The organism is Aureibacillus halotolerans (assembly GCF_004363045.1).
Taxonomy (GTDB): domain Bacteria; phylum Bacillota; class Bacilli; order Bacillales; family DSM-28697; genus Aureibacillus; species Aureibacillus halotolerans.
Map to the genome: position 1 here is coordinate 247,737 of NZ_SNYJ01000003.1, position 14,768 is coordinate 262,504.

At 42.4% G+C, this 14,768-nt stretch carries 14 protein-coding genes and 1 riboswitch; of the genes, 3 read left to right on the forward strand and 11 right to left on the reverse strand.

Features of this window, described 5'->3' with window-relative positions; all coding sequences use genetic code 11:
* Positions 1–4 precede the first annotated feature (4 nt).
* The 11 genes from thiE to rpmG all read right to left on the reverse strand — a co-directional run bounded on the left by thiE (position 5) and on the right by rpmG (position 10,258).
* Entirely contained in the window at positions 5–640 is a 636-nt protein-coding gene (gene thiE, locus EV213_RS05755) for a thiamine phosphate synthase (protein WP_133579543.1), read from the reverse strand.
* A 78-nt stretch (positions 641–718) separates the two neighbouring features.
* Positions 719–823: riboswitch (TPP riboswitch) on the reverse strand.
* A 45-nt stretch (positions 824–868) separates the two neighbouring features.
* The gene (locus EV213_RS05760; protein ID WP_133579544.1) at positions 869–1,891 is read right to left on the reverse strand and encodes a YqgU-like beta propeller domain-containing protein; all 1,023 of its coding nucleotides are present in this window, start codon (positions 1,889–1,891) and stop codon (positions 869–871) included.
* Positions 1,892–1,970: 79 nt separating this feature from the next.
* Entirely contained in the window at positions 1,971–2,846 is an 876-nt protein-coding gene (locus EV213_RS05765) for a M14 family metallopeptidase (RefSeq protein ID WP_133579545.1), read from the reverse strand.
* Positions 2,847–2,975: 129 nt separating this feature from the next.
* Positions 2,976–4,823 (reverse strand): LTA synthase family protein, encoded by a 1,848-nt coding sequence (locus tag EV213_RS05770; protein ID WP_133579546.1) that lies wholly within the window; start codon positions 4,821–4,823, stop codon positions 2,976–2,978.
* A 326-nt stretch (positions 4,824–5,149) separates the two neighbouring features.
* Positions 5,150–6,109 carry an ROK family glucokinase gene (locus EV213_RS05775; protein ID WP_133579547.1) on the reverse strand — a complete coding sequence of 320 codons (960 nt, stop codon included), beginning with the start codon at positions 6,107–6,109 and terminating at the stop codon, positions 5,150–5,152.
* A gap of 50 nt (positions 6,110–6,159) precedes the next feature.
* The gene (locus EV213_RS05780; protein ID WP_166639179.1) at positions 6,160–6,378 is read right to left on the reverse strand and encodes a YqgQ family protein; all 219 of its coding nucleotides are present in this window, start codon (positions 6,376–6,378) and stop codon (positions 6,160–6,162) included.
* 168 nt (positions 6,379–6,546) lie between these two features.
* Positions 6,547–8,010, reverse strand: coding sequence for a spore germination protein (locus tag EV213_RS05785; RefSeq protein WP_133579549.1), 1,464 nt, complete (start codon positions 8,008–8,010; stop codon positions 6,547–6,549).
* A 223-nt stretch (positions 8,011–8,233) separates the two neighbouring features.
* Positions 8,234–8,410, reverse strand: a complete 177-nt coding sequence (locus EV213_RS20665) for a hypothetical protein (protein WP_166639180.1) — start codon at positions 8,408–8,410, stop codon at positions 8,234–8,236.
* Positions 8,411–8,472: 62 nt separating this feature from the next.
* The gene (locus EV213_RS05790; RefSeq protein WP_133579550.1) at positions 8,473–9,474 is read right to left on the reverse strand and encodes a ThiF family adenylyltransferase; all 1,002 of its coding nucleotides are present in this window, start codon (positions 9,472–9,474) and stop codon (positions 8,473–8,475) included.
* Between the two features lie 17 nt (positions 9,475–9,491).
* Positions 9,492–10,046, reverse strand: coding sequence for a 5-formyltetrahydrofolate cyclo-ligase (locus EV213_RS05795; RefSeq protein ID WP_133579551.1), 555 nt, complete (start codon positions 10,044–10,046; stop codon positions 9,492–9,494).
* 62 nt (positions 10,047–10,108) lie between these two features.
* On the reverse strand, positions 10,109–10,258 hold the full coding sequence (rpmG, locus tag EV213_RS05800) for a 50S ribosomal protein L33 (RefSeq protein WP_133579552.1): 150 nt from the start codon (positions 10,256–10,258) through the stop codon (positions 10,109–10,111).
* Between the two features lie 2,151 nt (positions 10,259–12,409).
* Here rpmG and EV213_RS05805 point away from each other — a divergent pair.
* From EV213_RS05805 to EV213_RS05815, 3 genes are all read left to right on the forward strand, one after another.
* Positions 12,410–12,775, forward strand: coding sequence for a hypothetical protein (locus EV213_RS05805; RefSeq protein WP_133579553.1), 366 nt, complete (start codon positions 12,410–12,412; stop codon positions 12,773–12,775).
* Entirely contained in the window at positions 12,772–13,284 is a 513-nt protein-coding gene (locus tag EV213_RS05810) for an MltG/YceG/YrrL family protein (RefSeq protein ID WP_133579554.1), read from the forward strand. The genes EV213_RS05805 and EV213_RS05810 overlap by 4 nt, the downstream gene beginning before the upstream one ends.
* A gap of 466 nt (positions 13,285–13,750) precedes the next feature.
* Positions 13,751–14,578 (forward strand): dihydrodipicolinate synthase family protein, encoded by an 828-nt coding sequence (locus EV213_RS05815; RefSeq protein WP_133579555.1) that lies wholly within the window; start codon positions 13,751–13,753, stop codon positions 14,576–14,578.
* Positions 14,579–14,768: the final 190 nt, after the last annotated feature.

The following is a 14,768-nucleotide window of genomic DNA, read 5'->3' on the forward strand; positions in this document are numbered from 1 at the left end:
CCCTCTACCTCTTTTCCTCATACGAAAATGCTTGTATAGCTTGCTGAATCTGGTGGGCTGGTCGTTCATTGCCAACGATTTCACTCACCATACACACCGTAGAAGCCCCTGCTTCAATCACTTCATGTAGGTTATGCAATTTAATGCCGCCGATGGCAACAAAGGGAATACGGAGCTCTGCTGAGACCAGCTCTTTAATATACCCGAGGCCAACGGGTGCAACCACATCTTCCTTCGTCTGCGTATCATAGATTGGACCCGCTCCAATATAATCTGCCCCTCGCCTTTGTGCATCCATGGCCTGCTCAATGCCGTGCGTGGAAATGCCAATGAGCTTCGATGGGCCAAGTTCAGCCCTAGCTTTTTCAATTGCTACATCCTCTTGACCTAAATGGACCCCTGCAGCGTCAACCTCTATGGCAATGTCAATATAGTCATTGATAATGAGCGGCACTTGATAGAGATCACAAAGCGCTTTAAGCTGAAATGCTTTTTCACGCACAAGATGGGGTGCGTTTTTCTTGTCCCGAAGCTGTACAATAGATGCCCCTCCCTCGAGCACATCCCTCATCACTTCTTCTAAGGGTCGCTGTGGGTGAAACTGTTCTCCTGTAATGGCATATACACGACCAAGTTTCATTTCTTTTTCCCCCTTATCATATAAAAAAGCCGCTCCCACACAAAAGGGAAGCGGCTATGAGGCATACATTAAATCTAGACCTCACGTCCGTGACTTCCCTTCGCTGGTATTAGCCAGAGCAGGTTCTAAGAGTAAAAGCTAGGCTTTTTCTCAGCCCGAACATGGGCACCTCTAGTCACATTATTGATGTTTCTATTATTGCAATTCTAGCAATATTACTCAACGAATTCAATACAAAGGCTTTGCTTCTCCTGATGCAAGTCTCACAATGTATGCTTCATTATAGGAATGCAATATTGCCCATGACGCCTTTGGAGACACTGTCAATTTTTCTGTTGAGGCTTGAATCGGAAGTTGTCGTATCAATGAGCCGTCGGTAAGGCTATACACAACAAGCATATCATTTTCAACGATGTACATTCTCTCCTGTTGAATGGCCAAATCCATTGGCGACAATCGGCTGACTCCTGAAGGGAGAGATGTTGAGAAAACAAATGAACCTTGTTTATACAAGGAGCGCTTTTTCCCTTCATTCGTTCGCTCCAAAGCGACTGTGTAAGGGCCTAGTTGTTTAATGTCCAATACATTTTTGGAGATCGGTTCGGGCGCCAACGACTCAAGAGACAATAAGTTCCATTGCAGAGCAGTGGTATCCATATACGTTAACGTATCAGAAAACAACCAATACAAAAACGGGGAAGGGACTTGTAGCGGAACACGTGTATCGTCCTTTATTGACCACAAAAAGGTGTCTGCTGTCCAATCGCGCTGAAAGGTGGAAACCACCATTTGATCTGCATTAAATGGACTCCATGCCACAAAAAGATCGTAGGCGGACGTTTCCCAAAGACGAATCTGTTCCCCTTCCAATGTCGCAATCATTAAATAGCTTCTCATAGGGTCTTCACTGTAATAGATGGCAAAGCTTTGACTAAGGCGGTTATAAGTGACAGAGCTGATGGCTCCTTCTGTTGTAAATAACGGTTGACGATCACCCGTGTAAAGATCGTATTGCAGCAGAGTATTTTCTGTGGTCGAACGTTCAATGACATAAATCGCGTGTTCATTTCTCCATTGTACGAATTCCCACTCTGCATTTTCATCAATTTCCAATCCACGAACAGCATTAAGCCCGACTTGCTTTGTAATTCCTTGGAATTTACTCCCATCAGCCTCTTGTACAACAGGTCCAGAGGCACAGCCGGCAAGGCAAATGATGACAAGGACCAGAAGCCAGCGTATCATTCTCATCCTTCGCCTTCTCTCCTGAATATGTTCTCTCTATTTTACAAGCTTCCACGCCTCTATACAACGGAAAATCTTACTGAATTCAAAGCATTACTGAAGCCATTATGTGTGTGAGGCTGTTGAACACTCCTTGATACATACTAAAAGGTAACGGATTAATGCCTTTTCCTAACTCGATTGTGAACCCGGGCTTACGATAGGTATCAATAAACCAATCTTTATATCCCGCGTGGCTATCAATCGTTCGGACAGGTCGATATCCCGAAAAAGTCTGCATCCTCTCAACCATTTCCTTCGCCTCTGTGGGTTCAGCCTCCTGATACCCCCAATAAATCACCTCTCCCTGTGTATGAAATGCCAGCACTGTTGCAAACGAGGATTCACAAGCAAGCAAGTGCATCGCTTGTGCCTCTGGCTCGCTCAATGGCGCATATCCAGGAAAATCGCGCGGGGCAGGCGCCAACGGTTTTCGCTTTTGTTCGATCTCCCAGCCAGCAGGAAACTGATTGTTCAAATCAACACCACGAAGGTTGGCCTTCCAGCCACTATAATCTGTTCGGAAATGATTTAATTCGCCAAGTATATCTTTGTAGTCAGGAAAAACGCACGGACCGAACCGGATGAGATCGACTCCATCCGGATTGACGATAGGCACGACAGAAAGGGTGTATGTTTCATAGGCTTTGTTCCAAGGGGTCTCTTTGATTGTATTCATTTGCATCGCATAACGCTCAAGAAAATCTAATAAAGCATAGGAAGTGATCCATTCATGTGCATGAAAACCCGCATTGGCATGCACAACCGTCTTCCCTTGGCCGATTCTGGCTTCCAATAGAGGCGTTCCTGCCAAAGAATATCCTATCGTACGGAGTGTTATAAATGGACAAGTCGCATGTAAACGATGCAATCGACGGATGACTTGCCGAGAACCAAATGCTTCACTAGCATGACCTTGCATAGTCCCTCTCCTTGGTTGTGTGATTTAATTTTACTATATGAGCCCTGCACCACTGTCATCACTCACACAAAAAAGGCTTTCTGCGAACAATAACTTCACAGAAAACCTTTTCTTATCTTCTAGATTATTTTATTCATCTTTAAAACGTAACAAATCGCCATATATGATTTTATCTGAGTAACTTAACTCCTGCTCCACCTTTTTACTATAAGGCTCGCAATGAGAAGCTTCTATTTCTTCCCCAGACTCAGCATCATAACAAACGCCTTTTGTGTAAAGCACCTCATCTGTAATGAAGCTTCCATCTCTTAGGATCGTTAATGGTTGATTTTCATCGGAAAATATATCATGACCAAAAGACAAGTCGTCATTTGCAATGCCCATCATATTCAACAAGGTTGGTTTCAGATCAATCTGTCCAGTGACGTTATCAATCGTACGGTTGTCTGTATACCCTGGGATATGAATAATTAATGGAACACGTTGGAGCTTTACGTGATCAAATGGCGTAATTTCCTCGCCACGCAAGTCTTCCAACCCATTATAATTAAATTCTGGGATACCATAGTGATCTCCATACAAGATAAACACAGTGTTTTCATAAAGATCTGCGTCCTTCATTTTTTGGATGAACGTTTCAATGGCTTTATCAGTGTAACGAACTGTCGGGAAATAATTATTCACTGTTTCACTGCTCGTTTCAAGCGGGTCAATCAGCTGGTCTTGTGGATCAAGCTCAAAAGGAAAATGATTCGTTAGCGTGATCAATTTCGTATAAAATGGTTGCTGCATTTCTTTCAAATATGGGACAGTCTGCTCAACGAAATCAACATCCTTTAGCCCCCAACCCACTTGGTTGTTTTCATTGACATCATAGCTTTCAATGTCAAAAAACTCATCATACCCAAGAGAGTCGTATACGATATTGCGATTCCAAAACGTTGCATCATTGGCATGAAACACAGCCGAATGATAGCCGTGCTCACCTACAATTTCCGGAACTGCACGAAACTGATTATCCGCATGTGTGACAAACGCAGATCCTCTAGGCAGTGGATAAAGGGAGTTTTCAACGAGAAACTCAGAATCTGACGTTTTTCCTTGCCCAACCTGACTATAAAAATTTGAGAAATACAACGAGTCTTGGATTAAATCGTTTAGAAATGGTGTAACCTCTTCACCGTTCACTTTTTTATTTATCACAAACCGGTGCATAGACTCCATTGAAATATAGACTACGTTTTTCCCTTCTATCATCCCTTGCATATCTTCACTCGGGTCCACGTCGTTTGCATTCACATAATTCGTTATTTCATCAAGCTCACTGCCATTTGCGAACGCACGCTGCATTAACGTTTTTGAAGACATAAAGGCATCATGAACATGGTAATTCACCGTCCCTAAGTTCTTCACCATAATCTCACGATCGAACGTTTTGGTTAGCAACCACGGCATTTGCATCTCTGCTAGCGCTAGATTAAATATAAACACAGAAGCGACGATCGCATAATATTTCCGAAGATCAGGCTTTTTGAAAACAAAGCTTACGTTAACCTTCTTTTTGTAAAGAAGCCAAGCAATAACAGCTACATCAGCAAAAAACAAAACGTCGTAAATGTGAAGTAAAGCGAAAAAACTTGATCCTAAATCGGCTGCATTGTTTGTCATAAGCAATACTGGAATCGTTATAAAATCACTAAACGCTCTAAAGTAAAGGACATTGGCATAGAGCACTAGCGTATAGGCAATGCTGACAAAAAGCAGCCATCCACGACGACGTTTGGATGTGAAAAGAAACGCCGTACCAACAATCAAGAGCAATGTTGCTAATGGATTGATGAGAAGGTTAAATTGCTCTAAAAGTGAATTCATTTCTATACTGAATTCCATTCTGTAAAGCGCATAGGTTTTTATCCATAGCAATCCAACGGTAAACAATAGCACAAAATACTTTGAAGACGCAAAACGCTCCTTCATAAATGGTCCTCCTCTATTTCGGCACGTCAATTGGGGTTGAGACAGTATAGTATATCTTAATGTTTTCTTCATAAAATCTCAACAAAAAAACAAAAATCTTAACTTAGATCTATTACACAATCGCGCATCATCTAAACCTAAAGACGAAAAAACAGGCGAATTAGTTTCAGTTTTCTCCATACACTCCATCCTCCCTATGAACTAAAACCCCTCTGGCAGTAGGACAAGCGTCGTATAAAAAAAACAAAAAAAAACATTTGCCCAACACTCTTGGCAAATGCTTTCAATGTTTAAATTATGCAGTGCAACCATAAAAATAATGCTATTTACACTTTCTCGTTAACCAACCATGCACAACCAACAATACCAGCATCATTGCCTAAAAGAGCTTCTTCAATGCGGCAACTCTCAGCAATTAGTGGCAAAGCGGCATTTGTAAACGCCTGACGCACTGGGCGTAATAGAGCGTCTCCTGCTTTTGATACGCCTCCGCCGATGACGATCACTTTAGGATTGAGAACATTCGCAAATTGTGCAAGAACATGACCAAGCTCAGCGGTCACAAAATCAACAACTTGTTTCGCTAAAGCATCGTCTTCCTTCGCTGCATCAAAAATCGCCTTGGCCGTTAACGTGCCTTGGAGCGTTCGTAATGACGAGGTAATGGATGGGGATGTTTCTAATGCCTCTTCCGCAAGTCGGACGATTCCAGTTGCCGAACAAACGGTTTCCAAACACCCTTGTCTTCCACAGTTGCACCGCGCTCCGCCTACACGAATGACGGTGACATGACCAATTTCTCCTGCTAGCCCTGATGTCCCGTGAACGATGTCGTTGTTGATAATGACCCCTCCACCAACGCCTGTCCCGAGAGTAATGCACAAACAATCGCTTTCATCATTTCCTGCGCCCTTCCACATTTCTCCCAGAGCAGCTACATTTGCATCATTATCTACGATCACCGAAAGTCCAGTTGCCTTTTCTAGCCTCTCTTTTAATGGGAAATCACGCCAGCCAATATTAACCGCTTGATGCACAAAACCATGATCCATGTCCATAAATCCTGGGCATCCGACACCTAACCCACGAACATTTTCTTTACCTAGTCCATTTCTTTTCAAGCGATCCAATAAAGAGTGGGCAAGTTGCTCAGGAATTGCCTCGCCGTTGTTTGCAAGATCTGTAGGCAACTCCCATTTGTCCAAAATATCACCTGTGCCGCTAAGTAATCCTAATTTAATTGATGTCCCTCCAATATCCGCTGCTGCTAAAACCGTACTCTCCAAGAAAATCTCTCCCTTTTGGTTCTATGTATGTGTTTCAATGATGACGCCAATCACTTTGGCAGTTTTTTCTTTTTTTCTACCTGCTCTTCTTGTTTTAACAAAGCAACCGCTTTCGCATATTCATCCGCATCCATCATGCCGAGCTGAAAGAGCTCCCTAAGTTCTCCGTGGATTAATTCAATATCAGCTAGTCTGTCGCCCGTGTAAATAAAAGCGCCAAACCGTCTTACATACTGAACAACATCTATAAAGTGTTGAATAGGCCACACCCCTAAAAACAGTTTGTATACCTTTTATTATAAGCAACTTTGCGTTAAAACTCCATGCACTTTCCACGTAAGTTTAAAAAGTAGCACTCCTGTTTCTAAAACCCGTGGTCTAAGAGATTCAAAGAGATTCATACACATTATAAAATTGTTTCAGCCAAGGAGATTTTTTTAGCGATCTGGATCCTTTGGATGTAATATTTTCGGTCGATGATGCTTCAATGGAATTGGAGCCCGCAGCAGTACATCCTTAAGCGCTTCCCGATTAAACGGCAGGAGTGGCCAAAGATAAGGAACATCGAACCCTTTGAGTCTCACTAAAAATAGGACCCAAAACGTCACACCAACTACAAATCCGACCACTCCAAAAAGACCTGTCGTGAGGAGCAAAAAAATCCGAAAAAGACGATTGGCAATGCTCAGCTCATAGCTTGGTGTCGCAAACGTTCCAATGGCTGCAATCGACAAATAAAGGATGACCTCGTTGGAGAATAACCCTACCTCCACCGCAACTTGTCCGATAAGTACAGCAGCGACGAGGCCAAGGGCAGTCGCGAGCGAAGACGGTGTGTGTATGGCCGCCATACGTAACAGGTCTAACCCGACCTCGATAATCAAAAATTGAAAGAGGAGTGGGACAACCCCTGAATCGTCAACACCAATATACGCTAATGCGTCGGGGAGGAGCTCTGGTGTGATCGCTAATAAAAACCATAACGGTAGCATAAATAGTGACAACCATACACCAAGGAAGCGAACACCACGAAGATAGGTGCCAATAATCGGTTTCTGGCGATATTCTTCTGCGTGCTGCAAATGGTGGAAAAATGTTGTCGGTGTAATTAAGACACTTGGTGAACCATCTACAATGATAATCACATGTCCCTCAAACAAATGGGATGCAGCCGTATCTGGCCGTTCTGTATACCGAGCAAGAGGGTACGGATTTTTGAATTCCTTGAAGATAAATTCCTCGATTGTTTTTTCAGCCATAGGCAAACCGTCTGTATCAATACTCTCCAAGGCTTTTTTAATCTCAGCCACATGACTCGGATCAGCAATGTCCTCCAGATAGCTAATACAAATATCTGTTTTCGATCGCCTTCCGATTTGCATGTACTCCATACGTAAAGACCGATCTCGTATCCGTCTTCGCGTCATTGCCGTATTGAATACGATCGTTTCAACAAAGCCATCTCTTGCACCACGCACAACTCGCTCTACATCAGGCTCTTCTGGTCCACGCACTGGATATGTACGGGCATCAATTAAAATAGCTGTTGAAACGCCTTCTACAATCATAGCAACAGGTCCACTTAATACCTGATCAATGATAATCTCAAGGTCGTCCTCTGTTCCAATTTCAATATAGGGAATATGTGTTTTCATGAGGGTGTCAAGTGGTTGATCATCAAGGTCTGATTCTTTTAAATGCGAAAGAGCTCGCATAATGTACAGCATAATGTCGTCCTTGACAAAGCCATCGATTAAAAAGAGTGCCATTTTCCTGTTGGCATACTTCAGATCGACTTGAATGACATCAAAGCTTTTATCGACACCGAGGCGCTTATGTAAATACGCAATATTCTCCGTGAAATTCTCCGTTAACGGGACTCGTTTATGAGGTTTATGCATTTGAATGATCACCCTTTATCTTCGGCAAAATGAACTCTCTTAAACGTTCATTAATTTGACCTTACTCGCTAAAGCAAACGACACTTCTGCTACTCATCATTGTCATGCTTTTCGTGTTCCATACCTTTATTCCGATAGAAAGACAAAACCACCCTCTAGCGACAAAAAGGCTCTGTCATCAAAAGGTGGTTTCTTTTCATCCTTGTATATCTAAGCAATACGGTTAAAACAGATCCCCTTCAAGCTTTTTCCGGATATAAGGACCTGCAAATCGACGAACGACAATGTTTCGTAACCAATTGGCTGACATCAAAAATCCAAGCAAACGATAGCGCAACGTGTACAATGCAAAAATAGCACCAAGGAGAAGCATCCATTTTGCTATATCGGCTTCACGCATTTATACATCCCTCCAGTACGCCTTAGGGTGGCTTATCTGCTGGAGGTTTATGCAAGAGCTGGTTAATTTCCTAAGTAACGACTATATAAGCTTCGTGCCGTTGAAGCTTCCTTAACGCCTTGAATAAGGACTCGTCCGTCTTTGAAGATGACAAAAGTGGTTTGATCAGAAATTTTTGCACGAACGAGAAACGGTGTTGTCGTCACATCGGCAATTGGGTTTAAACGCTCTGCGACCTCTTCCAATTGAAACGAGCTCTTGTATTGAAGTTGTATAGCGTCACGACCACACAAGACCGCTTCTGTTTTTTCCCTTGCATTTAATGAAGGGTATTCATGGGATTGACAGGTGGGACACGTCGCCTTCGGTGCTGTAAACGGAAGATGGTGATAGCGGCCAGTCCATGCATCAAAGGACGTTAAACCTTCCTGTTCAAGTTCCTCATGCACGAGCCATTGGAGCACACTCGTTGTCTGGAGGGCAGCTGTGATCGCTACGGCTGGAGAGATCACCCCGACAGTGTCACAGGTTTCCCCATGGTCTCCACCAGAAATCATACAACGCAGGCATGGCGTTTTCCCTGGGATAAAAAAACCTGCCAGACTTCGCGATGACACGGCTCCTCCATACGCAAATGGTAGATTGTATTTAACGCTCACATCATTCAGCAGGAACCGAGTCGAAAAATTATCTGTCCCGTCGACAATAACATCCATTCCATCCACGTGTTCCATCACATTGGATGCGGTCACATCTGTGATAATGCTTTCAATGGTCACGGTACTATTAATTTTTTCAAGCTTGTTTTTTGCGGCCTCCGCCTTAGGGGCCAATTGTCTAGCATCCTCCTCGTCAAACAACTGCTGTCGTTGCAAATTAGACCATTCAACAAAATCACGATCAATTAAGCGTACATGACCGATCCCGGCACGTACAAAATGCGTTGCTGTTGCGGTTCCAAGGGCTCCCATGCCAACAATAACAACCGACGCCTTTGCCAGTCGTTCCTGCCCCTCTTCCCCAATTGGTTGAAACAATGTTTGTCGAGAATATCGTGTTGTCATTTGCTGCGCCCCTCCTTTCAAGACCAATACTCGTGTTGGTCTGTGACGATTAGATCCATGCGAATGTCGGTTTCTTCTCTTGGCAACTCTTCAAGCATCATTTCGTTAAAAGCAAGCCCCATTTTTATCCCTTTCGTTTCTTTAAGATAGCGATCATAATACCCGCCACCATACCCAAGGCGATCTCCATTTTTTGCAAAGCAGAGACCTGGAATGACAAGCAAGTCTATGGCTTCAAACGTCAACACCTGTGAATCACAAGGCTCTTCAATGCCGTACCTGTTTCGTTTCATTAAACTGTTTTTATTCATTTGCAAAAACTGCATCGAGCGGTCCGCTGCTATTTTGGGCAACGCTACCCGCTTATGCTGCTCATACGCCGCTTGAATAAGTGCTTCCGTTTGAACTTCACCTTCAATAGCAGCATAAATACCAACCTGTTTGGATTGTTGCCATGCCTTCGTTCTCAACACCCGCCCTGTCACCAAATTAGTTTTTTGGTCGCGATCCGCGATGAGCTTCCGCTTCGCTTTCATTTGTTGTCGAATAAAGTGTTTCTCTTGAATGTCCATATGCTTAGTGTACAAAGAAAGCGAAAAAAAAGCGAAAAAAAAACAACAGGAGGACCCTGTTGTTATTTCGTTTCGCGATGCACCGTGTGGCGTTGAAGACGAGGTGAATATTTTTTCAGCTCGATACGCTCTGGGTTGGTTCGTTTGTTTTTTGTTGTAATATAATTACGGTCACCAGTTTCAGTGCATTCAAGTGTAATGTTTACGCGCATAAGTATCCCTCCATTTCTTGCAACACATACTATAATAAAGTACCAAACGTAACGACAAAAGGCAAGTTAGTTCGTGTTTTTTATTTACAGAATGACTTGTTTTTTTCAAAGCATAGCCACTGCCTATTGGTTTACATGTTTAGATGAAGAATAACCTGCAACCCATTGAAGTGATTGCTTTATACTAGTGGCTATACGCTCGCTTCTCCCCTAAAGGCACAAGTGCATTATCGACTCGATAAAACCTCGCCTCAGGAGTCTCGCTTATGACAGCTTTTAATGATGATTCATTTTTTATTTAGTGATTTAGGATGTAGAAGTCCGCTTGTTACTGAAAAATGAACTTTTAGAAATCACAGGATTATGAGCAATGGTATCTTTATATTACTGCATACAGCAGCCGTTATTTTTAAGAAGTCCATTCATCTATGTCACCTTTCGTCCACTCAAGCACAACCAGCGTTAAAATCGATTTTGCACTGCGGAAGTTATCTGAATTATAAACAAACCTTATGTCCACCACTGCATCAATACTGCACTAGGATGCAAATTTGCATAAAACGATGCATTTACTTGTCTTGTTTGCTAAGCAATCACGTTTTAACACGCTTTATTATTCGATATACGAGTCTCGGACATAATAAATAACAATTTACACAGAAACAAACCCCAGCGTAGTCAAAATACGTAGACTCTAGCGGGATCAGCGCGAGCTGAAGATCCCCTCGGAAAGCCTGCTTTCCGAGGAAGCTGAAGCCGTGCCCCGCAGAAAGCGAAGTATTTTGACGGAGCGGTCGTCATTCCTGTGCCCCCCAGTGCATCATCGACTCGAAAAGGCCACGTCTCGTTTTCTTTTCTCCTGGCGTCTCGCTAGTGGCAGCTTTTATTGATCGACTCTTTTTATGATGTAACATGAATTCAAAAGGACTCATTAAAAGAATTAACTTGTAGAAATCCGTTTCGTTACTAAAAGATGATATTTAGAAATACAGATCGTGAGCAGAGGCCCTTATCTGTTTACCAGAATACAGCAGTCGTTGAAGAACTAAATTTATCTCTACTCTTGCATTAGGTAAACCAACTTTGCATGAAACGATGCCCTTACTTGTCTTAATTGGTTGCAACACGCTTTCTTACTCGATATACGGATTTCGGACACAATAAAAAACAATCTAACCAGAAGCAAACCCCAGCGTAGTCAAATACGTAGACTCTAGTGGAATCAGCGCGAGCTGAAGATCCCCTCGGAAAGCCTGCTTTCCGAGGAAGCTGAAGCCGTGCCCCACAGAAAGCGAAGTATGTTGACGCAGCGGTCGTCATTCCTGTGCACCCAAGCGCATCATCGACTCGAAAAGGCCACGTCGCGTTTTCTTTTCTCCTGGCGTCTCGTTAGTGGCAGCTTTTATTGATCGACTCTTTTTATGATGTAACATGAATTCAAAAGGACTCATTAAAAGAATTAACTTGTAGAAATCCGTTTCGTTACTAAAAGATGATATTTAGAAATACAGATCGTGAGCAGAGGCCCTTATCTGTTTACCAGAATACAGCAGGCGTTGTTTTGAAGAACTAAATTTATCTCTACTCTTGCATTAGGTAATCCAACTTTGCATGAAACGATGCCCTTACTTGTTTTAATTGGTTGCAAAACGCTTAATTACTCGATATACGAGTCACGGACATAATAAATAACAATTTACACAGAAACAAAACCCAGCGTAGTCAAATACGTAGACTCTAGTGGGATCAGCGCGAGCTGAAGATCCCCTCGGAAAGCCTGCTTTCCGAGGAAGCTGAAGCCGTGCCCCGCAGAAAGCGAAGTATTTTGACGCAGCGGTCGTCATTCCTATGCCCCCCAGCGCATCTCCGCTCGTTACTGAAAGACGACCTTTTAGAAAATACAGGATTGTGAGCTTTGGCAACTTTAATTTTCCTCAATACTCAAGATATCATTTCATCTATCTCACCCTGCTTCTACTCAGTCACTGTCAGCGTTGAAAGTAATTTTTGCACTGCGAAAGTTGTCGTTAACTCCTATAAATTCGTCAAATGACGACAAAATGTCATGTTTTCTCCTTTAAAAACCTTACGAAGCGCTCGAATAGTATGGTATAAATGTATAGTATTAAGACTCAAAAGGAAGGGAATCTCATGACTACGATTTTAATTGTTTTAGTATGTATCGCAATTGCACTGTTTGTCATTTCTTTTTTCGCCAAGGATCGAATGAAGGACGTGGAGGAACAGCTCGAACAATTGACGATTCAAACATCGCAGGATACTTATCAACTCCGACGTAAAGTAGAGGTCTTTGAAGAAGAAATGCTTCTCACTGACACACAAACTCAACAAATAGACGATCATATGGCTTCAGAGCAAGAGCTTCTCACTGAAAAAGCCTTGCATTTGCACGCCCAGGGCTTGGATCCTTCATCGATTGCCCACGCACTTCACATTAGCACCGACCATGTTGAGCAATTATTGTATGCTGAGAAAAGCAGAGGCGTCCTTTTATGAGCCGAAACACGTTACGCTCCTTTTCAGCTGGTATCGTGTTTGCCGTTGTTGTCGTATTGATATTTACGGGTTTTTCTCCACAACCTACGCTGAGCGAAGCCTCTGTCAATCGCTACCTAGACGCCAATGGTCAGATGGCCGTTTCAGCTGATGGAAGCCTTTCTTCGACCGACGAGCAACCAGCGGCTGATAAAGGCGATGAATTGCAAAAAAATGAAGAATCGCCTAGTCCCGTATCAGATGAAGGTGCAAATGCTGACAACGATAATGCTGAAGACGAAAACGCAGCTCCAGAAGAACCAAAAACGGAATGGACGATTACCGTTGAAGAAGGCATGAGCACATATGAAGTAAGTCAACAGCTTGAAGAGTTAGGTTTGCTAGATGCGTCTGTTCTGACGAATTATCTGGAAGATAACAACATTGCACAGTATGTTCAAATCGGTGATCATGAAATCAAAGCCGGAATGAACATTGTCGAGATCGCCAAACAAATTACAAATCGCTAACACCATACGTACATTTATAAAAGACTGAGTAGAGGATAAAACCCCTATTCAGTCTTTTTCGTTTGTGCCCGAAAGCAGAAATGTCAAAAATAGAGCCAAATGAGTGGGCCATGTCCATCTCGTAATCTGCTTATCCGTTCATACAACATTAGTTGAGAATATTTTCAGGCTGTTATTTGTGCGAAAACAAGCACTACAATTCATTCTGATTAAAATAAGATCTACGTTACCTGAAAGTGCACTAGAATAGATTTTACTTGACGTTCACATCAAAATCGGTGTAAATATTATACAAATGGTTAATAAAGGCTGAGTGTTTTTCACAACCATTAGTAGATAGCCATTAATACCACAATTGAACGTGCCACGACATCACACAAAAAAGCTATACCATTACATTAGTTTAAGTGGCTGAAATCTGGCACTTGAAAGAAACTCAATAACCTATGGAAAGGAATGTTACATAATGCTTACTGAAGCTTACCACGTTACAATACCTACAGCCTTCTCACAAAATGAGGAGTTAGAAATCGAACACACATTGAATCATATTCAGAATTTGTATGATAAGGGGGTCAAATCGGTTTTAGTTTGTGGGACTACAGGAGAACAGCACAGTCTCAATACAGAAGAAAAACGAAGGCTTATTGAAGCACTAGATGGTCATGGATTATCTAAAAAAATGGAGATCCTTTTTGGGGTAGGCGCTGTCAGACAAAAAGACGCAGTGATGATTGCGGAAGCAATTAGCAAAACGAATATTGCTGGTATGGTGTTAGGATTTCCTCCCTATATTGTGCCCACACAAGATGAAATTACAATATACATTAAAAAAGTTGTTGAAGCGGGGGGAAAACCTACAATTCTATATAACTCCCCAGCGAGAACAGGATTTGACCTGAGTGAAGATACCATCATAAAAACGTTTAATTCATTAAAACTTGTCATTGGACTAAAAGAATCTGGCCCAAAAAGTAAGGAAACCTTAGCCTATATAAAAGAATCATGTCCAGGTATTTACATTTATGCTGGCGGCGATATAGATCTTAAAAATAAACTTCAGAAGGGGTTCAATCGACTTTCCTCTGTAGCAGGAAATATTGATCCGAACGGGATACATGATTGGTTCAATAGGCTAATAGCTGGCGAAGAGAATCAAATGCACGATGATGCAATTCATTCACTTCTTAACTCAACATATACGAAGCGGTCAATTATTATTAATGTTAAAGCAGAATTGAATAAACAAGGGATACAAATGGGCATTTGTAGAAGTCCATTGGGAAATTGTTAGTCTGCAAAAGCACATAAGGAGTTCTGTAGCGATTTCGAGTGGAGGTCGACCGGTACTCATTTCTTTACATTGTCGGCTAAGGCCATCCTCATAAGCTCTGCAGAGGTCTTGCTTTTGACAAAAAAGCTTCGAACTTTATTATTCAATCTTTAATATGAAAAAAGCAGTCCATTCCTCCTCCGAGGGCGGG

Coding starts and splice junctions, on each gene's coding strand:
- EV213_RS05805 (WP_133579553.1), top strand. CDS start 12,410: ATGACTACGATTTTAATTGTTTTAGTATGTATCGCAATTGCACTGTTT.
- EV213_RS05760 (WP_133579544.1), bottom strand. CDS start 1,891: ATGAGAATGATACGCTGGCTTCTGGTCCTTGTCATCATTTGCCTTGCC.
- thiE (WP_133579543.1), bottom strand. CDS start 640: ATGAAACTTGGTCGTGTATATGCCATTACAGGAGAACAGTTTCACCCA.
- EV213_RS05810 (WP_133579554.1), top strand. CDS start 12,772: ATGAGCCGAAACACGTTACGCTCCTTTTCAGCTGGTATCGTGTTTGCC.
- EV213_RS05770 (WP_133579546.1), bottom strand. CDS start 4,823: ATGAAGGAGCGTTTTGCGTCTTCAAAGTATTTTGTGCTATTGTTTACC.
- EV213_RS05790 (WP_133579550.1), bottom strand. CDS start 9,474: ATGACAACACGATATTCTCGACAAACATTGTTTCAACCAATTGGGGAA.
- EV213_RS05765 (WP_133579545.1), bottom strand. CDS start 2,846: ATGCAAGGTCATGCTAGTGAAGCATTTGGTTCTCGGCAAGTCATCCGT.
- EV213_RS20665 (WP_166639180.1), bottom strand. CDS start 8,410: ATGCGTGAAGCCGATATAGCAAAATGGATGCTTCTCCTTGGTGCTATT.
- EV213_RS05795 (WP_133579551.1), bottom strand. CDS start 10,046: ATGGACATTCAAGAGAAACACTTTATTCGACAACAAATGAAAGCGAAG.
- EV213_RS05785 (WP_133579549.1), bottom strand. CDS start 8,010: ATGCATAAACCTCATAAACGAGTCCCGTTAACGGAGAATTTCACGGAG.
- EV213_RS05815 (WP_133579555.1), top strand. CDS start 13,751: ATGCTTACTGAAGCTTACCACGTTACAATACCTACAGCCTTCTCACAA.
- rpmG (WP_133579552.1), bottom strand. CDS start 10,258: ATGCGCGTAAACATTACACTTGAATGCACTGAAACTGGTGACCGTAAT.